The 18,764-nt window shown below is 71.1% G+C and carries 18 protein-coding genes; 6 read left to right on the top strand and 12 right to left on the bottom strand.

All coding sequences use genetic code 11. The annotated features are described in order from the left end of the window. Window positions 1-88: 88 nt before the first annotated feature. Window positions 89-853 carry a class I SAM-dependent DNA methyltransferase gene (locus OJ962_RS31655; RefSeq protein ID WP_202952100.1) on the top strand — a complete coding sequence of 255 codons (765 nt, stop codon included), beginning with the start codon at window positions 89-91 and terminating at the stop codon, window positions 851-853. 133 nt (window positions 854-986) lie between these two features. Here OJ962_RS31655 and OJ962_RS31650 read toward each other — a convergent pair whose 3' ends face one another. The 4 genes from OJ962_RS31650 to OJ962_RS31635 all read right to left on the bottom strand — a co-directional run bounded on the left by OJ962_RS31650 (window position 987) and on the right by OJ962_RS31635 (window position 6,132). After that, on the bottom strand, window positions 987-1,952 hold the full coding sequence (locus tag OJ962_RS31650) for a LysR family transcriptional regulator (protein ID WP_270006859.1): 966 nt from the start codon (window positions 1,950-1,952) through the stop codon (window positions 987-989). A gap of 297 nt (window positions 1,953-2,249) precedes the next feature. Further along, the gene (locus OJ962_RS31645) at window positions 2,250-3,092 is read right to left on the bottom strand and encodes a VOC family protein (protein ID WP_202952098.1); all 843 of its coding nucleotides are present in this window, start codon (window positions 3,090-3,092) and stop codon (window positions 2,250-2,252) included. Between the two features lie 38 nt (window positions 3,093-3,130). Further along, entirely contained in the window at window positions 3,131-4,330 is a 1,200-nt protein-coding gene (gene dinB, locus OJ962_RS31640; RefSeq protein WP_270006858.1) for a DNA polymerase IV, read from the bottom strand. Window positions 4,331-4,917: 587 nt separating this feature from the next. After that, window positions 4,918-6,132 (bottom strand): MFS transporter, encoded by a 1,215-nt coding sequence (locus tag OJ962_RS31635; RefSeq protein WP_202952097.1) that lies wholly within the window; start codon window positions 6,130-6,132, stop codon window positions 4,918-4,920. 61 nt (window positions 6,133-6,193) lie between these two features. Between OJ962_RS31635 and OJ962_RS31630 the strand changes: the two genes are divergently transcribed. Further along, window positions 6,194-6,514, top strand: coding sequence for an ArsR/SmtB family transcription factor (locus OJ962_RS31630; protein ID WP_202952096.1), 321 nt, complete (start codon window positions 6,194-6,196; stop codon window positions 6,512-6,514). Window positions 6,515-6,555: 41 nt separating this feature from the next. After that, complete coding sequence (locus tag OJ962_RS31625; RefSeq protein WP_202952095.1) at window positions 6,556-7,728, top strand: serine hydrolase domain-containing protein; 1,173 nt, start codon at window positions 6,556-6,558, stop codon at window positions 7,726-7,728. Between the two features lie 128 nt (window positions 7,729-7,856). Here the strand turns inward: OJ962_RS31625 and OJ962_RS31620 are convergent, their stop codons facing one another. Then, on the bottom strand, window positions 7,857-9,401 hold the full coding sequence (locus OJ962_RS31620; protein ID WP_202952094.1) for a DHA2 family efflux MFS transporter permease subunit: 1,545 nt from the start codon (window positions 9,399-9,401) through the stop codon (window positions 7,857-7,859). Continuing rightward, window positions 9,391-10,014, bottom strand: a complete 624-nt coding sequence (locus OJ962_RS31615) for a TetR/AcrR family transcriptional regulator (protein ID WP_202952093.1) — start codon at window positions 10,012-10,014, stop codon at window positions 9,391-9,393. Before OJ962_RS31615 ends, OJ962_RS31620 begins: the two co-directional genes overlap by 11 nt. A gap of 47 nt (window positions 10,015-10,061) precedes the next feature. Here OJ962_RS31615 and fgd point away from each other — a divergent pair, with 47 nt between their 5' ends. The 3 genes from fgd to OJ962_RS31600 are packed head-to-tail and all read left to right on the top strand — an operon-like array spanning window position 10,062 to window position 13,066. Next, window positions 10,062-11,057, top strand: coding sequence for a glucose-6-phosphate dehydrogenase (coenzyme-F420) (gene fgd / locus OJ962_RS31610; protein ID WP_202952092.1), 996 nt, complete (start codon window positions 10,062-10,064; stop codon window positions 11,055-11,057). Further along, window positions 11,054-11,938 (top strand): SMP-30/gluconolactonase/LRE family protein, encoded by an 885-nt coding sequence (locus OJ962_RS31605; RefSeq protein ID WP_202952091.1) that lies wholly within the window; start codon window positions 11,054-11,056, stop codon window positions 11,936-11,938. Before fgd ends, OJ962_RS31605 begins: the two co-directional genes overlap by 4 nt. Window positions 11,939-11,941: 3 nt before the next feature. Continuing rightward, on the top strand, window positions 11,942-13,066 hold the full coding sequence (locus tag OJ962_RS31600; protein WP_202952090.1) for a dipeptidase: 1,125 nt from the start codon (window positions 11,942-11,944) through the stop codon (window positions 13,064-13,066). Here the strand turns inward: OJ962_RS31600 and OJ962_RS31595 are convergent. From OJ962_RS31595 to OJ962_RS31570, 6 genes are all read right to left on the bottom strand, one after another. Beyond that, on the bottom strand, window positions 13,059-14,543 hold the full coding sequence (locus tag OJ962_RS31595; protein ID WP_202952089.1) for a phosphomannomutase/phosphoglucomutase: 1,485 nt from the start codon (window positions 14,541-14,543) through the stop codon (window positions 13,059-13,061). The two genes, OJ962_RS31600 and OJ962_RS31595, sit on opposite strands and share 8 nt — an antisense overlap. A gap of 10 nt (window positions 14,544-14,553) precedes the next feature. Continuing rightward, window positions 14,554-14,811 carry a DUF6510 family protein gene (locus tag OJ962_RS31590; protein WP_202952088.1) on the bottom strand — a complete coding sequence of 86 codons (258 nt, stop codon included), beginning with the start codon at window positions 14,809-14,811 and terminating at the stop codon, window positions 14,554-14,556. Next, complete coding sequence (locus OJ962_RS31585) at window positions 14,808-15,491, bottom strand: ferredoxin reductase (RefSeq protein WP_202952087.1); 684 nt, start codon at window positions 15,489-15,491, stop codon at window positions 14,808-14,810. Before OJ962_RS31585 ends, OJ962_RS31590 begins: the two co-directional genes overlap by 4 nt. Window positions 15,492-15,502: 11 nt before the next feature. Then, window positions 15,503-16,645: a CAP domain-containing protein gene (locus OJ962_RS31580; protein ID WP_202952086.1), complete on the bottom strand. Its 1,143-nt coding sequence runs from the start codon at window positions 16,643-16,645 to the stop codon at window positions 15,503-15,505. A gap of 81 nt (window positions 16,646-16,726) precedes the next feature. Further along, window positions 16,727-17,323: a sulfite oxidase-like oxidoreductase gene (locus OJ962_RS31575; protein WP_202952085.1), complete on the bottom strand. Its 597-nt coding sequence runs from the start codon at window positions 17,321-17,323 to the stop codon at window positions 16,727-16,729. Further along, window positions 17,320-18,480 (bottom strand): bifunctional glycosyltransferase family 2/GtrA family protein, encoded by a 1,161-nt coding sequence (locus tag OJ962_RS31570; protein WP_202952084.1) that lies wholly within the window; start codon window positions 18,478-18,480, stop codon window positions 17,320-17,322. The genes OJ962_RS31575 and OJ962_RS31570 overlap by 4 nt, the downstream gene beginning before the upstream one ends. Between the last annotated feature and the right edge of the window lie 284 nt (window positions 18,481-18,764).

The raw sequence follows: 18,764 nt of genomic DNA, 5'->3' as shown, positions 1-18,764 counted from the left end.
TGCCGTTCCGGAATCAGTCACGATCGAGACCGCCGCGCGGCGTAGATTGAACCGCTGAGAGCCTTTGAGCAATCACGCGGATTCAGCGGTGGGAAGCGAAAAACGGTCCGTTGCCGCCGCGGCCTACGACGTTCTGGCTCCCGCGTACGACGTCCTCACCGGCGGTTACGCATATGACAGCTGGATCGCCGCTCTGCAGCGCCTGGCGCTGTCTCATGGGCTTGACGGCCGGCGTGTGCTGGACGTCGCGTGCGGGACCGGGCACTCGATGCTGCCGTGGCTCGAGCGCGGCTACGAGGTGGTCGGCGTGGACGTGTCCGAGCGCATGGCCGCGGTCGCGCGGGCCAAGGGTCTCGAGGTGCACGTGGCCGACATGCGGGCGCTGCCCCCGCTGGGCCAGTTCAACCTGGTCACGTGCCTGGGCGACGGGCTCAACCACCTGCTCGAGCCCGAGGACGTCCGGCGGGCGCTGGGCGAGATGCGGTGCGCGCTCGCGCCGGGTGGACTCGCCGTGTTCGATCTGAACCTGCTGACGGCCTACCGCGACACGCCGGACACGATCGTCGAGGTCGAGGACCGCGTCGTGCTGTGGCCCGGCGCGGGCGCGCGGATCGCTGCACCCGGCGGCGTCGGCGAGCTCGTCGTCGACGTCTTCGAGCGCGAGGGAGAGCTGTGGCGCCGGACGCGCTCGCGCCAGCCGCACCGGCACCACCCGCTCGTCGATGTGCTCGGCGCGGCACGCGCCGAGGGGTACGCGATCGTCGGCGTCTACGGCCAGCACCCGGGGGTGCGGCTGGAGGACACCGCCGACGAGCACGTCCATGCGAAGGCGATCGTCATCGCCCGACGGTGAGGCCGTCGGTCATGGACGCCAGGGCATGTCACCTCCTAACGTCGCGAGGTTCCAAAGTCATGGTGCGCGGCGTGGCCCCGGGCGTCGCACACGTCGCGACGCCCGGCCGGTGCCGCGCGGCTGCGGGTCCTGACTAGTGGCGTGCAGCGAGCGCCGGCTCCGGAGGCGGCGCGTGCTTGCGCTCGAGGATCGAGCAGATCTGCAGCAGCAGCTCGAGGAACTGCCCGACCGCACCGGACGGCTCGTTGTCGCGGAGCCAGACGGCGCCGATGCTGGCCGGCGACAGGACCTCACTGAGGTCGATCGCGGTGATGCGCGGGTCGGACTCGGTGACGGCCAGCCGTGGCACCACCGCCGCGCCGACGCCCGCACCGACCAGCGCCTGCACGGTCTGCGGCGAGTCCGAGCGGAACACGATGCGCGGCTCCCCCAATTCGGCCGCGTGCGGGCCGACCATCCACGGGTCGACCTTGCGCGACTGCGGCGCGATCAGCGGCAGCCGCCCGATCTCCGACAGGGTCGGCGCGTGCGGGCTGCGCGCGATCTGCGCGCCCGCGGGCACCATCAGCACCCACGGCACCGACATCAGCTGGCACGTCTCGAACGGGCCGGGCTCGATCGGCAGGTGCGCGAGCGCGAGGTCCAGGCTCCCCTTGCGCACCAGCTCGATGAGCGGCGCGTCCGTGACCGTCTCGCGCGACGCGACGCGCACGCCGGGGTGGCGACGGCCGAACGCGGCCAGCGCCGGGGCGAGGATCCGCGTCGGTACGCCCGCGAAGAACCCGACGCGGACATCTCCGGTGCGCCCGCCCTGCAGGTCGCCGATGTCCGCCTTCGCCGCCTCGATCGTCGCGAGGATGTCGTTCGCGTGATTGAGCAGCAACTCGCCCGCCTCGGTCAGCTGCACCGGCTTGGGCCCTTGCGAGCGCTCGATCAGCCGCTCCCCCGTCAGCTGCTCGAGGTACGCGATCTGCCTGCTGATCGCCGATTGCACGTATCCCAACCGATCGGCGGCCCGACGGAACGATCGCTCGTCCGCCACGGCCGCCAGAGCAGCGAAATGCCGCAGCTCTATGCCTAGCCAACTGTCTCGACTCACCGGTCCCGCCCTCCGGTTCTCAAGGGTCCGCCGAGTCGGTGACGCTCCGCTCAGCGGGACCTATTACTCAATTGCTTTGAGTGATCAAAGCCCCATCGCGCCCCTACATGGCGGCGACGAGCCTGCTGCACGATATGCCCTCGGGGTTGATGGGCTCAACATCGGAGTCGTCTCATTGAGCGGTTTGGAGATCATTTCGGTCCGCCTGCGGACCAGAGCGGCCACTGAGCGGCCTGGACGATGCCGAATCGGAACAAGAGGCGTCCAGTTTGGCTTCGCTCTGACAACTTGCGGCGGCTATGTCGGCGGCTTGAACTCGCCGGCCGTGAACGTCGCGCCGTCCGGGTCGCGGATCACCGCGATCCGCTGCCAGGGGATGTCGAAGGGCTCCACGAGCACCTCCCCGCCGAGCTCCGGTGTGCGGCGGGCGACGTCGTCGGCGTCGGCCACGGTGAAGGTCAGGTGCCAGCGCGGGCCGCCCTTGTCCATCGGCTCCAGCCAGGCGACGGTGTCCGTGAAGCGCGGCGGCGCGCCGCCCTCGGCGTGCTGCGCGCGCACGCCGGGGTTGATCGTCTCCAGGTAGTCCCCGTACTCGGGGACGACGATGGTCACCGACCGCTGGCCGCCGATCTCCATCTCGTCGAACTCCCACGGGAAGACCGCGCCGTAGAACTGCTTGGCTGCGTCGATGTCGGCCGTCACGAGGTTGGACCAGTTCCACGACCCTGCCGCGTTCACCACCTCGGCGCCGATGTGCGTGTTCGCTTGCCATACGGCGAACGTCACGCCCTCAGGATCGGCGCACATTGCCATCCGGCCCGCGTCCAGGACGTCGTGCGGCTCCACGACCACGCGCCCGCCCGCCGCGCGCACGCGCTCGGCGGCGGCGTCCGCGTCCTCGACCGCGATGTACGTCGTCCAGCCCACCTCCGGGAGCCCGTTGTCCCACGTGCCGATCGCGGCCACCAGCCCGCCGTCCACCTTCGCCTCGAAGTAGGTCTCCGTGGACCCAGGCGGCATCTGGTCGGTCATCTCCCACCCGAGCAGGGCGCTGTAGAACGCGACGGCCTTGTCGGCCTGCGGACGGGCGCTGTCGATCCAGCACGGCACGCCGGCGGGATAGCGGTCTCGCTTGGTCATGGACTCACCCTACGGTCGCCTGCGGTCAATTTCTGTCCTCAATCCGGCAGGTGCGGCATCGCGATCCCCGGATCCCGGCCGACGAGCACGCCGCGCGTGATCGACGCCCCGCCGAACCGGTCGCGGACCCCGTCCACGGCGGCGTCGAGCTTGGCGGCCTTCGCCTCGTGCAGTGGGAGCGTGAGCTGCGGCGCGTCCGCGTCCTCGAGGTTGGTGAGCGAGAGCCCGAGCAACGTCACGCCCTCGCGCTCGATCATTGGCATCACGCCCGCGAGCAACTCCCGGGCCGCGGCGAGAATGGGGCGGCTGTCGGCGGTCGGCTCCGCCAGCGTGTGAGAACGGGTCGCGCGCGAGAAGTCGTCGAAGCGCAGACGCAGGATGATCGTGCGGCACATGCGGCTCGCGGCGCGCAGCCGCCGCCCGATCCGATCCACAAGCGCGACGAGCGTCGCGTCCAGCGCCTCGGGCGTCTTCGGACCGCGCCGGCCGAGCGCCCGCTGCCCGCCGATCGAACGCCGGCGCACGCCGGTCGTCACCCGCCGCGCGTCCCGCCCGTGCGCAAGCGCGTGCAGCTGGCGCCCTGCGGCCTTGCCCACGAGGCCGACCAGCGTCTCCTCGGGCAGCTCGGCCACCTGCGCGACGGTCATGAGCCCGCGCGCGTGGAGCTTGCCCGCGGTGACCTTGCCCACGCCCCACAACGCCTCCACCGGCAGCGGATGCAGGAACTCGAGCTCGCCGTCGACCGGGACGACGAGCAGACCGTCCGGCTTTACCTGCGCCGACGCGACCTTGGCCAGGAACTTCGTGCGCGCGACCCCGACCGTGATCGGCAGGCCGACTTTATCCCGCACCCGCGCGCGCAGCCGCGCCGCGATCTCCGCCGGCGTACCCGCGATCCGCTCCATGCCGCGCACGTCGATGAACGCCTCGTCGATCGACAACCCCTCCACGAGCGGCGACGTGTCCTCGAAGATCTTGAACACGGCCTTGCTCGCCGCCGTGTACGCCTCGAACCGCGGCTTGACGAAGATCAGGCCCGGGCACAGCTTCTTCGCCGTCCATCCACCCATCCCGCCCGTGACGCCATACGCCTTCGCCTCGTAGGACGCCGCCGTGATGACGCCGCCGCCGACCGCGATCGGCTTGCCGAGAAGCTGCGGGTTGTCACGTTGCTCGACGGAGGCGAAGAACGAGTCCAGGTCGGCGTGGAGGATCGTCGCGTGGGCAGGCCGCGGCACGAACGTATGTTCGCATCTGCCGCAGACGGAAACGTGCTCGTGGTCGCGTGGCGTTCACGCCCCCACGCGTTGGTGCTCGTCGGGGCGCTGAAAACGGCGCCACCGAGCGGGAAGTGACTGGCGTTTCACTGGCGCGGCGCGAACCATCGCCTCCCGGGCTCCGCACGGCAATGAAGAAGAGCCGTGCGGCGTACCGTCAAGGTACGGGCTACGGAGACATCGTGCAGCGCCACCATCTCCACCCGCCTCCTGCGGATCTCGTGGAAACGAACACGCGCCGGCCTGGGTGGTCGACGGAAGTATCGGTATCCGATAGTTTCGTCGACCACCCGAGTCAGTCGGAGCGCGGTTGGACCCGAGTGTGATCGTTTCGGGCCCGGACCAGGACGAAACGACCACTCCCGCCCCACGTGGTCTCCGTAGCCCGTACCTTGACGGTACGCAGCACGCGGATGTTCGCGCCACGCGGGGCTCGGAGGCGCTGAGCCCGAGCGCGCGGCGGAAACGCCGCTCCCTTCCCCCCTCGGTGGCGCCGATTTCAGCGACCGCAACGGACCCGAACGCGTGGGGGCGTGAACGCCACGCGCTTACGCCGCCCGCAACGCCACCACCGCAACCGGCCGCGTCCGCCAGGCCTCGAACGCCACCACCAGCGCCAAGGCCGCGACCACGGAGCCGAAGACCTCGAACGTCGACTGCAACCCGAGCTCCCCCACGACCGCACCCGCCGCAATCGCCGGGACCGAGATCGCGAGGTACGCGACGACATAGAACGCTGACATGACGGCGGCCCGGTGCTCGTGCGGGATCACTGCCGACAGCGCGCGCAGCGCGCCGAGGAACGCCACGCCGAACCCGGCGCCGCCGACAACTGCGCCGGCCCAGAACAACGCCGCCGAGCCCGAGGCCGCAGCCAAAACGATCAGGACCATTCCCAACGCCAGCGCCAGCGACCCGTAGGCCGCGCCCGCCCACGGCGCCGCGCGCCCGAAGACCACCTGCGCCACCGCGCCCGAGCCGGCCAGCGCGAACACGCTCAGCCCGATCACGAGGTGGTTCGCGGTCCCGAACAGCGAGGCCGTGAGCTGCGGCCCGAGCGAGAGGAACAACCCGCCGATCGACCACGAGGAGATCACGGCCAGCGAGGCGAGCAGGAACGGGCGGCGCACCGCGGGCGGCACGCTCGGCCGTTGCGGCGTGAGCCGCGGGCGGGAGCGGTTCGCGACCGGCTCGGGCATCAGCAGCGCGCCCACGAAGGCGACCGCGAACAGCGCGAAGAGCGCGACGTAGGGCAGCACGCGCGGCGCGGGCGCGTACTGGACGAGCGCCGAGGACAGCAGCACGCCGAGCGCCATCCCACCGGCGCTGACCACGCCGTTGGTCAGCCCGACGCCCGCCGGGTCGCGCCGAGGGTGCAGGTCGAGCAGCGCCGCGCTGGCCGCGCCGAGCGCCAGCCCGGTCGCCATGCCCTGCAGCCCGCGCGCGATGAACAGCCACGCCACCGACGAGGCGACCATGAAGGCCACGGCGGTCACGAGCAGCGTGCCGAGCGCGACCAGCAGCACGGGCCGTCTCCCCCACTCGTCGCTCACCCGCCCGGCGAGCAGCAGGGCGAGCAGCACGCCGAACGCGTACGTCGCGTAGATGAGCGTGAGCACCACCGGCGAGAAGCCCCACAGCTCGCGGTACTCGGCGTACAGCGGCGAAGGCGTGCTCGAGGCGAACAGCGCGAGCCCGATCACCGCGGCGACGAGCGCGTACGCCAGCCGCGGCGAGAGCGTGTAACGGGACGGCGGGGACATGGACGACCCAATCTTCGATATTTCCAAAGTCATGGAACTTTCGAAGTTGTACCATACGCGCATGGCGGCCACCCCGACACGTGAGCGCATCGCTCACCCGGATACGTCCGCGCTCGACCTCGCGACGATCATGCGGGCGGCCGGCGACCCGGTCCGGCTCGAGATCGTGCGCCAGCTCGGGGACGGGCGCGAGCACCTGTGCGGCGAGCTCAGCCAGGCGCTCGGCATCCCGGCGTCCACGGGCAGCTACCACCTCAAGCTGCTGCGCGAGGCGGGGATCACGCGCACGCGGGCGGAGGGCACACAGCGGCTCATCAGCCTGCGCGCCGAGGATCTCGACGCCCGCTTCCCCGGCCTGGTGGGCGTTCTCACCGCTTCCTGAGACACTTCCCGTCGAGCGCATCCGACGGGAGGAGAGCCCACATGAGCGCCGCCATCACGGGGACCCGCGTCGACGAGGTCCTGCGCACCGCCGTCGAGTCCGGGACGTTGCCGAACGTCGTCGCCACCGCCGCCAACGCGGACGGTCCGATCTACGAAGGAGCGTTCGGCCCGAAGGCCGTGGGCCAACCCGCTCCGGTGACCGTGAACACGCTGTACCGGATCGCGTCGATGACGAAGATGGTCACGACCGTCGCCGCGCTGCAGCTGGTCGAGCGCGGGGAGCTGGACCTCGACGACGCGGTGGCGAAGTTCCGGCCCGAGTTCGCGGACCTCAAAGTCCTGGACGGCTGGGACGGGGACGAGCCGCGCCTGCGCGAGCCGAAGTCGTTCGCGACCGTCCGCCAGCTGATGACGCACACGTCCGGCCTGGGCTACTGGTTCTGGAACGCGGACCTCGTGCGCTGGGAGGCCACGACCGGCACGGGCAACACGCTGGCCGGGACCAAGGACGCGTTCACCGCGCCGCTGGTCGCCGACCCGGGCGAGCGGGTCGAGTACGGGACCAACACGGACTGGCTCGGCCTGGTCGTCGAGGCCGTCTCGGGCCAGCCGCTGGACGCGTACTTCGACGAGCACATCCTCGGCCCGCTCGGGATGGAGCAGGCCACCTTCCACCCCACCGACCAGCAGCGGGAGAACCTCGTCGCCGTGCACCTGCACGACGAGCAGACCGGCGCCTGGAACGCCACCAGCGTGGACTGGAACGCGGCACCGGACTGGTGGCCCGGCGGCCACGGGCTGTACTGCCCGCCGAGCGAGTATTTGCGCTTCCAGCGGATGCTGCTCAACAACGGCGCCCTCGACGGCGCGCGGATCCTCGGCGCCGAGACCGTCGAGGCGGCGTTCTCCAACCAGATCGGCGACCTCGACTGGCCGGAGGCGATCGCGACCGCCGAGCCGCCGACGACGGCCGACTTCAACGCCGGCCCGGGCTACAAGTTCGGCCTCGGCCTGCTCCGCAACACCCAGGACGTCCCCGGCATGCGCCGCGCGGGCAGCGGCGCCTGGGCAGGCATCTTCAACACCCACTTCTGGTTGGACCGCGCCGCCGGCATCACGGGCGCGATCTACACCCAGACGCTCCCGTTCGTGGAGCCCGAGGTCTTCCAGGTCTACGTGGACTTCGAGACCGCGCTCTACGCGTCCCTGTAAACGACGGACGGCGCCGCTGGGGAAAGCGGCGCCGCCGGGGACCTACGGTGCCGCCTGGACGCGCGGCACCCCGAGGATCGGACGGCGCGCCCGAACGAAAAGGACGCGCCGCCGTTCGTGTCGGCTTGTTACGCGTGAATGAGGACGGGCGCGGCGTCGCCGGCGCCGCCCTCCTCGTCGCCCTCCACGGGCGCGGGCTTGCGGCGCGGCAGCAGGAACGCGGCCAGCAGCGCCGGGATGATCAGCGCGGTCGCCCACCAGAACGTGTGGGTGAACGCCTCGGTCATCAGGTCGCGGATCTGCAGCGGCAGGTTCGCGCCGGTGCCGCCGAGGCCGGACTCCGGGCTGGCGCCGGAACCGCCGCTGTCCGGGAAGCGATCGCTCAGGGCGACGGTGAGGATCACGGACATGACCGCAGTGCCGATCGAAGCGCCGACCTGCTGGATGATGTTCAGCGAGGTCGAGGCGCGCGCGACCTGGACCTTGCGCAGCGTCTGCAGCGCGCCCGTCATCAGCGGCATCATCGTGAAGCCCATGCCGATGCCCTGGGCGAACAGGATCGCGCTGAGCGTCCAGTAGGACGTGTCGCCGGTCAGCTGCGTCAGCCCGACGAACGTCACGCCGATCAACAGCAGGCCGGGGATGACGAGCTTGCCGATCCCGGTCCGGTCGGCGAGCGTGCCCGCGATCGGCATGGCCAGCATCGCGCCGATGCCCTGCGGCGCGAGCAGCAGGCCGGAGTCGAACGCCGACTCACCACGGACCGCCTGCAGGTACAGCGGCAGCAGCAGCATGGCGCCGAAGACCGAGATGATCATCAGCGTCAGCGTGCCCGCGGCCACGGCGAACGTGCGGTTCTTGAACAGGCGCAGGTCGATCAGCGCGTGCGGCGTGCGCAGCGCGTGGAACACGAAGCCGATGATCAGCGCGAAGCCGACCAGCATGGGACCGATCACCATCGTGTGGCCGAAACCGCCCTCGGACGCCGACTCCGCGAGGCCGTAGATCGCCAGGGCAAGGCCCGGGGACAGCAGCGCCAGGCCGAGCACGTCGAAGCGCTCGCCGGCCTCCGGCTCGTCCTTCGGGAGGATCCGCAGCGACAGGAAGAACGCCACCGCGCCGATCGGCAGGTTGATGAAGAAGATCCAGCGCCACGAGAAGTCGTCGACGAGCCAGCCGCCGAGGATCGGGCCCAGGATCGGGCCGAGCATCATCGGGATGCCGATGATCGCCATCACGCGACCGACGCGCTGCGGCCCGGCGGCGCGGGTGAGGATCGTCATGCCGGCCGGCATCAGCATGCCGCCGCCGAGACCCTGGAGCACGCGGAAGAAGATCAGCGACTCGGCCGACCAGGCCGCGCCGCACAACGCGGAGCCGGCGACGAACAGCACGATCGCGAGGATGTACAGGCGCTTGGTGCCGAAGCGATCGGCCGCCCAGCCGGTGACCGGGATGACCGTCGCCAGCGCGAGCGTGTAACCCGTGACGATCCACTGGATCGTCGCGAGGTCGGTCTCGAAGTCACGCGACAGCGTGTTGATCGCGACGTTGACGACGGTCGTGTCGAGGATCGACATGATCGCGCCGAGCACGACGACACTGGCGATCGCCAGCAATCGGCGATCAAGCCCTTCGTTCTGCCCGTCTACGGGCGTGGGCTCAGACGACATTGGGAGCTGATTCCTTCGTGGTAGGGAGGATGGGGAGGAGAACCCGGTCGACGAGCTCCTCGACGAACGCGTCGTCGATCGGCAGGCCGCGGATCAGGGACCGGGTGAAGATGATGGACCCGGGGATGTCGGCAAACAGTGGGGTTACCACGCCATCGCCTTCGAGCTCGCCGCGGGCCGCGGCACGCGCGAGCAGGGATTCGAACCTCGTCTGCTCGTCGCAGACGACTTCTTCGCGGAACAGCTGCTCGAGCTCGGGGCTGCTCTGCAGCTGCATGATCAGCCCGGCCGCGACGTGCGGGTCAAAGCCCTCGGTCGCGCCGCGGATGTAGGCGATCAGGTCGCCGCGCAGGCTGCCCGTGTCCGGGGCCTGAGACCCGTCCGCGCGCTTGGCGCGGATCGCTTCGACGATGATCTCCGACTTGCCGCCCGGCCATCGCCGGTAGATCGTCGGCTTGCTCACGCCCGCGCGGGCGGCGAGCGCGTCGACCGTCATACGGTCGTAGCCGACCTCGGCCACGAGTGCGACGGCGGCCGCGAGGATCGCCTCACGGCGACGCGGATCCCGCGGGCGACCGCGGTGGGGTGCTTCTTCGACCGGTCCCACACTCATGTTTACGACACAGTATCGTAAACCTTGAGGCGGGTAGTGTCCGCTCTGTGAACTCCCTCACGCTCGGCTACAAGGCGTCCAACGAGCAGTTCGCCCCGCAGGAGCTGCTCGCGCTGACCCAGCACGCGGAGGCGCGCGGCTTCGAAGTCGCGGGCGTCTCCGACCACCTGCAGCCGTGGCGCCACAACGGCGGCCACGCGCCCGCGGTCCTGCCGTGGCTGGGCGCAGCGGCGGCGACCACCAGCCGCATCACGCTCGGCACCAGCGTACTGACGCCGACGATGCGCTATCACCCGGCGATCGTCGCCCAGGCGTTCGCGACGCTCGGCGTGCTCGCGCCGAACCGCATCTTCCTCGGCGTCGGCACCGGCGAGGCCATGAACGAGACGCCGATCACCGGCGGCGAGTTCCCCGGCCGCAAGGAACGCCGGACGAAGATGGCCGAGGCGATCAAGGTCATCAAGCTGTTGTGGGAGCAGGAGCGCGTCGACTTCGAGGGCGAGTACTACAACCTCCGGCGCGCCACGATCTACGACCGGCCGGACACGCCCGTCCCGATCTTCGTCGCGGCGTCCGGCCCGCTCGCGGCCAAGCTCGCCGGCCGCGTCGGCGACGGCTTCATCTGCACCTCCGGCAAGGACCCGGAGCTGTACGTGAACCTCCTCGACAACGTCAAGGAGGGCGCGGAGAAGGCCGGTCGCGACTACGAGTCGATCAAGCGCATGATCGAGATCAAGGTCTCCTACGACCGCGACATCGACACGGCGATGAAGGCCACGCACTGGTGGGCGGCGCTCGCGCTCACGCCCGAGGAGAAGGAGGGCGTCGAGGACCCGGTCGAGATGGAGCGCCTCGCCGACAATGCGCTCGACCGCGCGCACACGCGCTTCATCGTCTCCGACGACCCGAACGAGATCGTGAGCAAGATCCAGCCCTACATCGACCTCGGCTTCACCGAGCTGGTCTTCCACTTCCCCGGCAACGACCAGCGCCGCTACATCGACGAGTTCGCCGCCGACGTCGCTCCCCTGCTGCGCAAATGAACCCGTTCGAGCAGCTCGACGAGCGCTTCAAGACGCTCCACAAGCCGACCGCACGGCTCGACCACCTCTACGACGGCTGCCGCTGGGCCGAAGGTCCCGCGTACTTCCCGGCCCACCGCACGCTCGTGTGGTCCGACATCCCGAACAACCGGATCCTGCGCTACGACGAGACCACGGCCCAGGTGGGCGTCTTCCGCCACCCGTCCAACTACAGCAACGGGAACACGGTGGACCCGCAGGGCCGGCTGGTGAGCGCCGAGCACGGCGAGCGCCGCGTCACGCGCACCGAGCACGACGGCACGATCACGGTTCTCGCCGACAGCTACGACGGCAAGCGCCTGAACTCGCCCAACGACGTCGTCGTGCGCTCGGACGGCACGGTCTACTTCACCGACCCCAGCTACGGCATCGAGGGCTATTACGAGGGCTTCGCGGCCGAGCCCGAGCAGGCCGGGCAGCATCTGTTCCGGATCTCACCGCACGGCGGCATCGAGATCGCGGCCGACGACATGCAGCGTCCGAACGGTCTTGCCTTCTCCCCCGACGAGCGCGTGCTCTACGTCTCCGACACCGGCAACAAGACGATGCGCGCCTACGACGTCGCCGACGACGGGACGCTCTCCGGCAGCCGCGAGTTCGCCCGGTGCACCGCCGGCGGCTTCGACGGCTTCCGGCTCGACGAGCAGGGCCACATCTGGTCCAGCGCCGGCGACGGCGTCCACGTCCTGCATCCGGACGGGACGCTGATCGGCAAGGTGAGGGTCCCCGAGGGCGTCGCGAACGTCCAGTGGGGCGGCTACAAGCGCAACCGCCTGTACATCTGCGCGACCCAGTCGCTGTACGCGATCTTGCTTCCCGTACGCGGAGCGAAGACGATGTAGCGCGTGGTCGACCTCCACTGCCACTACCCCATGCACCTGCTGGGCGGCGTGGAGGCTCCGCGCGACGTGGCCGAGAAGATGCTCAGGGTCCGCGCGCGGGAGGCGGGCAAGCTCCGCGCGGCGGTCCTGCACATCGCCGCGCGGCTGTTCAACTTCCGCCACTGGGACGGCGGCTGGCGCGTCAGCGTGCCGCTGCTGCAGCAGGGCGGCGTCAACGTCGCCTGTAGCGTCCTGTACCGCCCGTTCAGCGAGATGGACCTGGACGAGCCGTACGGCGCCCCGCCCGAGAGCGCGTACTACGACCGGCTGGTCGAGCTGCTGGACGCGACAGAACAGGACGTCGAGGCCCGCGGCCACATCGTCGTGCGCGCCGCGGACGATCTTCAGCGTGCGCAGCGGACCGGCAGGATCGCGTTCGTGCACTGCGTCGAGGGCGGCTTCCACCTCGGCGCGACGCCCGCCGAAGTGACCGAGCACGTTCACGAGCTCGCCGAGCGCGGCGTCCTGTACATCACGCTCGCGCACCTGTTCTGGCGCCGCGTCGCGACCAACGCGCCGGCGCTCCCGTTCCTGCCCGACGCCCTCTACGACCTGCTGTTCCCGCAGTCCGGGGTCCCGCCGCTCACCGACCTCGGCGAGGCCGCGGTCAAGGCCTGCGACGAGTCCGGGATCGTCGTCGACATCAGCCACATGCGCGAGGACGCGATCGACGCGACGTTCGACCTGCTCTCCCCCGACGCGCAGGTGATGGCCAGCCACGCCGGCTACCGCTTCGGCGGCCAGCGCTACAACCTCACCGACGCCACGCTCGCGCGGGTGGCCGCCCGCGGCGGCGTCGTCGGGCTGATCCTCGCCCAGCATCAGCTCAACGACGGCGTCCGGCGCACCAACACCAGGACGCTCGCGCAGACGCTGGACGTGATCGACCGCCACGTCGAGAAGATCGGCCCCGACCACGTCGCGCTCGGCTCCGACCTGGACGGCTTCATCAAGCCGACGATGGGCGGCGTGGAGTCGGCGGCGGATCTGCAGGCGCTCGCGGACGGCATCCGCGCGCGCCACCCCGGGTCCGCCGACCGCATCCTGGCTCAGAACGCGCTGCGGGTGATCGACCGGCGCTTCAGCTGACGGCCGCGAACGGGTCGTTCTCCCACTCGGACCCGACCTCCTCGAAGCGCGCGAGCCCGTCGCGCAGCAGCCCGTAGACCTCGCGCAGCCGCTCGTCGGTCGTCGCCTCCACCACCAGCACGAGCGCGGGCAGGTTCGAGGACGCGCGGACGAGCACCCAGGCGTCCTCCCACTCGGCGCGCACGCCGTTGATCGTGATCAGCTGCGGTGAAGACTGCTCGGCGATCCACGCGCCGAACTCCTCCACGACGCGGTACTTCTCGGTGTCGGGGCAGAACGCGTTCATCGTCGGCGTCGCGACGTACCGCGGCAGCGCGGCCACGCGCTCGGACACCGTGGCCGTGCCGCTCGCGATCACGTGCAGGAAGCGCAGCGCGGAGTAGATCGCGTCGTCATAGCCGAAGTAGTCGTCGCCGCCGTAGAAGAAGTGGCCGCTGCGCTCGCCGGCGAACGGGGCGCCCAGCTCCTGCATCTTGGCCTTGATGTGCGAGTGGCCGGTCTTCCACATCACGGCGTCGCCGCCCGCCGGGCCGATCACGTCCGCGACCATGCGCGAGCACTTGACGTCGTAGACGACCGGGGCGCCGGGATAGCGCTCGAGCACGTCCTGGGCGAGGATCGCCAGCGTCGTGTCCGAGAACACGAGCCCGCCGCGCTCGTCCGTGACGCCGAGCCGGTCGCCGTCGCCGTCGAGCGCGACGCCGACATCGGCGCCGACCTCCAGCACCTTCTCCTGCAGTTGCACGCGGCCCTCGACCGCCTCGGGGTCGGGCTCGTGGTTGGGGAACGTCCAGTCGAGCTCGCCGTTGAGCGCCACCACGTCGTAGCCGGCGCGCTCGAGGGCGAGGACGCCGAGCGGCGCGGAGATGCTGTTCGCGCCGTCCACGACGACCTTCAGCGCCCGCGGCGCAGGCAGCTTCTCCACCAGCATGTCGAGGTACTCCTCGACGAACGAGCGCTCGACGTAGGTGCCGTTGCCGGTCGCAAAGTCGCGCTCGTCGGCCAGCGCCTTGACGGCCGCGACCTGGTCGGGAACGAGCGTCTTGGACGGCGCGTACGCGAGCTTGAAGCCCGACCAGCCGTTCGGGTTGTGGCTGGCCGTGACGCTCACGCCCGCCCACCCGAGCGTGTGCTGGGCGAAGTACACCAGCGGGCTCGTCGCCAGGCCGATGTTGACCACTTCCATCCCGGTCGAGAGCAGCCCGAGGCAGACGGCGTTGGCGAGCGGCTCGGAGTAGCTGCGCCCGTCGAACCCGACCACGATCTGCGTGCGCCCGTGCTCGCGCTGGAGCCACGTGCCGAACGCCCGCGCGACGCGGCCCGCGACGGACGGGTTGATCGAGAACGAGGGGTCGGGCGGCGTCGGGTCGATCTTCCCGCGGACGTCGTACTCGCGGAAGATCGTCGGATCGAGCGGGTCGGTCGCGTACGAGATCGCGTCGTTGCCCGAGCGCGGCAGCAGGTAAGGCCAGGCCATGCGTGGCAGCTTAGGAGGCGCTGCCCCAGCGCAGCAGCTTGATTCCCCGCATGTCAAGCCGCGTTTCCCCGTGCGCACGCATCAGGCGCAGCAGGACTTCGTCGCAGTCGGGGCAGCGCAGCACCTCGCCCATGCCCTCGTAGACCATGACGTTGGCGACCGGGCCGGTCGCGCCGCAGCCCGCGCAGGTCGCGACCGCCGCCGAGAGGTCGCCGGTGAAGATCGCGGCGAGGTCGCCGGCGACCGCGTTGCCGTCCAGGTGGGTCATCCGAACCGCTCCGTTCTGATGTTGGCGGGATCGTGTCCGAGGAAGACCAGGTCGTCGGCGACGGATTCGACGAACGCGGTGGGGCCGCAGACGTACACGCGCGGGCCGACCCGGGGCTGCCACTTCCACAGCATCTCGCGATCCACCCGGCGGTTCCAGCCCGTCCACCCCAGCGGCATCCGCCGCGTGTAGGTGAGCGCGAGGTCGACGCCGCGCTTCTCGAGCTCGTCGAGGTAGAGGACGTCGTCACGGTCGCGGGCGCTCACCAGCAGCCGCGCGGGCGCGCCGGCGCGCACCATCGACATCAGCGGGACCAGCCCGGAGCCGCCGCCGATCATCAGCACCGGCTCGGTGTGCGCGGGATCCCACACGAACCAGCCGCCGAACGGGCCGCGCACCTCGAACGTGTCCTCCTCGCGCGCGACGCTCACCATCCACGGCGACACCTCTCCCCCGTCGACCTCGACGACGGTGATCTGCGGCGCGCCGTCGGCCGGCGCGCTCGCGATGCTGTAGCGGCGCTGGGCCTGGTAGCCGTCGTCGGCGGTCAGCCGGACGTCGACGTGCTGGCCGGCCCGGTGACCGCTCCAGCCGGGGACGTTGAGCGTGAGCGTGGCCGCGCGCGGCGTCTCGGGCCGGATGCGCTCGACCGTCGCCTTTCGCCAATCCGTGGGTCGCACGGACTCAGAAGCTACACGCGCACCGAGAACGCGTGCGTGAGGACCGTGGCGCCGACGGTCACGCGCAGCCGGTAGCGGCCCGCGGGCAGCGTGCGTGTGGAGACGCGGAAGAAGGCCAGCCGCGAGGTCCGGGTCCGCACGACCCGGTTGCCGCGCAGGATCTCGGCCGTGGCGACGCCGGCGCCGCACAGGCGCGCGTGGACGTTCATGGTCGTGCCGTTGGCGAGCCGGGTGGGCGCTGTGAGCGCCGGCGGGCAGGTGACGGGCGCGCCGGGCGTCGTGAACTGCCAGTGGAACGGCATCGTGCGGGACTTGACGGTCGCGTTCGGACTCGCCGGCGGGCGCTCACCGGGCGCGCACAGCACGGGGTCGTACGGCTCGGCCTCGGCCGGCAGCCAGGTGGGCTCGAAGTCGTCGGCGGAGGCGTAGCACCAGGGCGCGAAGTGCGCCGGACACTGCGGGTGCACGGGCGGCGCGCCCTCGCGCGAGCAGTCCTCGGCCGGGTAGCGCAGGTCGACTTCGGCGGTGTACGTGGTCCCGGCGGCGAGCCGGCCGCGCGGGCGCAGGTAGGGCGCCGTGCTCACGATCTCGACCGGGCCGTCCGGGCCACTGAGGCGCGGCGCGCCGAAGCTCACGTCCGCGCCGGGGGTGAACACGACGAGCGTCCGCGGGTCGGTCAGCGTCGCGCGCGGGCCGGGGAAGGTGAACACGCGGCCCATCAGGTCAGGGCGCGGCGCCTTGAGCACCTGCAGGCACATCCAGCCGTCGTGCTCGCCATAGCCGCTGCGCTCGAGCTCCGGGTCCATCACCTTCCGCAGGTGCGTCGGGGACGCGGCCCAGGGGTGCGGGTCGGCCCAGCCCGTCGGGCCCGCGAGCACGGACTGGCGCGCCGCGTCCGCGCCGGCGGCGGAGTAGCCGGGACGCCCGGGCGTCTGATCGTGTGCGTCGTCGGCGTCCCAGCCGCCGTTGAGCGCCATGTAGCGCGCGTGGGCCTGACAGCCGGCGGTGAGCGCCGGGTCCTCGACCAGTGGCGGCAGGCCGCTGTCGGTCCGGAGCACGTTGATGCGCGCGATCGCGTCGGCGGAGCTGATCGCGTGGGCCGGCGCGGCCCAGACGAGCGCCGCAAAGACACACACCGTAAACAGGCGCAGCATGCGCGCGGCACGCTATGAGGCCCGCCGGACGCTTCCAACTGGTCGTACGTAGAGGGTGTCAGCTATCAGTCAGCGAAAGCGTTAATCGCCCTGATAGCGCTGCTCGAGCCACGGGTCGCCGCGGTCGTGGTAGCCGAGTTGCTCCCAGAAGCCCTGCTCGTCGTCCTCGCGGAAGATCAGGCGCCGCACCCACTTGGCCGACTTCCAGAAGTACAGGTGCGGAACGAGGAGGCGGGCAGGGCCGCCGTGCTCGGGCTCGAGCTCGTCGCCGTCGTAGCGGTAGGCGACCCACGCCTTGCCGCCCGTGACGTCCTCCACCGGGAGGTTGGTCGTGTAGCCGCCGTCGCACAGCGCCGTGAGATAGCCGCCCTCGAGCTCGACGCCGTCGAGCAGGGTGTCGATGGAGACGCCGGTCCATTCCGTGTCGAGCTTGGTCCAGGTCGTCACGCAGTGGATGTCGACGGTGAAGTCCTCGCTCGGCAGCGCGAGGAACTGCTCCCACGTCCACGTGCGCTCCTCGCTGATGGCGCCGGTGATCGAGAGATCCCACTGGTCGAGCGGGGTGTGCGGGGTGGGGCCGGCCGACAGGACCGGGAAGCCCCGCTCGAGGTACTGGCCGGGCGGAAGCCGCTCGTCGTCACCCGAGCGGCGCCGGAAGAAGCCACGCGTCGTGCTCATTTGGCGTAGGACGCTATCGCGTGGCGGCGGCGGGCGAACACCCACGAGCGCAGCGCGACGTACCGGGTGACGGTCGCGGTCAGCGACGCGGCGACGAGCACGGTGAGCTCCAGCGAGCGCGCCGGCGTCGATTCGAGCCCGTGCAGGACGCCCAGCGCGCCGGTCGAGAGCGCCACGGTGAGCACGAAGACGATGGCGCCGCCGACGTGGTGGCGCACGGCCTCGTCGCGGCCCTGGATGCGGAACGTGAAGCGCCGGTTCGCGGCGGTGTTGGCGACGGCGGTGAGCGCGAGGGCGAGGATGTTCGCCGCGACCGCGTTCGTGAGTGGCTGCAGCAGCAGGTACAGCAGCGCGTACGCGATCGTGCTCGCGACGCCGACGGCCATGAAGCGCGCGACCGTGCCGGCGACGAGCAGGCGCGCGACGCCCTTGAGGTCGGTGATCGCCGTCTGCACGATGTTCACGCGCGAGTCCGGGTCGTCGACCCAGTCCACCGGCACCTCGTGGATGCGCAGCCCGCGCCGCTGCGCGAGCACGAGCAGCTCGGTGTCGAAGAACCAGCCGTTGTCCTGCACGTCGCCCATCAAGGGCTCGAGCACCTCGCGCCGGACGGCCTTGAAGCCGCACTGCGCGTCGCTGAACCTCGCGCGCAGGACCGTGCGCAGGATGCGGTTGTAGGAGCGCGAGATCAGCTCGCGCTTGGGGCCGCGTACGACGCGCGAGCCGTTCGCGAGCCGGGAGCCGATCGCCAGGTCGCTGTGGCCGCTGAGCAGCGGGGCGACGAGCGGGAGCAGCCCGCGCAGGTCTGTGGAGAGGTCGACGTCCATGTAGGCGACGACCCGCGCTTCGCTGCGCTCCCACGCGGCGCGGAGCGCCCGGCCGCGACCCTTCTGCTCGAGCCGCAGGTGCTGCACGGAAGGCAGCGCCGCAGCGAGCCGGCGCGCGATCTCGGGCGTAGCGTCGACGCTCGCGTTGTCGGCGATGACGATGCGCCAGCTGAACGGGAAGCCGTCGGTCAGGAACCGGTGCAGGCGGCGAATGCTGCGGTCGAGCACGGCGGCCTCGTTGTAGACGGGGACCACGATCTCGACGTCGCGGCCGGCGGACGGGGCGGCGACGCCGGTGCGGCGGCGTTGGACGGGAGCGAGATCAAGCATGCTCGGAGCATCGGGCTGCACCGTGTGAGCCCCTTGGGACGAGCCTGAGAGGACCCTGGGACTCGGGCCGCGGGCGCCGCCGTAAGAGATTCGTCATCTCGTCCGCCCTACCGTCGCCCGCCTGATGTTGCGCCGCCTGGTCGCCGTCATGTCGCTGCTCGCCGTGAGCGCGGCGTTGGCCGCGATCGTCGCGGGGGCGCGCGGCGAGGGCCGCGCGGAGACGCGCGAGGACCGCGCGGCCGCGCAGGCGCGCGGCGACGACGCGAGGCCGAGCGGCGGGGCCT

The sequence above is a fragment of the Solirubrobacter deserti genome (assembly GCF_027587175.1).
Lineage (GTDB): Bacteria > Actinomycetota > Thermoleophilia > Solirubrobacterales > Solirubrobacteraceae > Solirubrobacter > Solirubrobacter deserti.
Note: the sequence above shows the minus strand (reverse complement) of the source record. Positions and strands in the feature narration are given on the sequence as shown.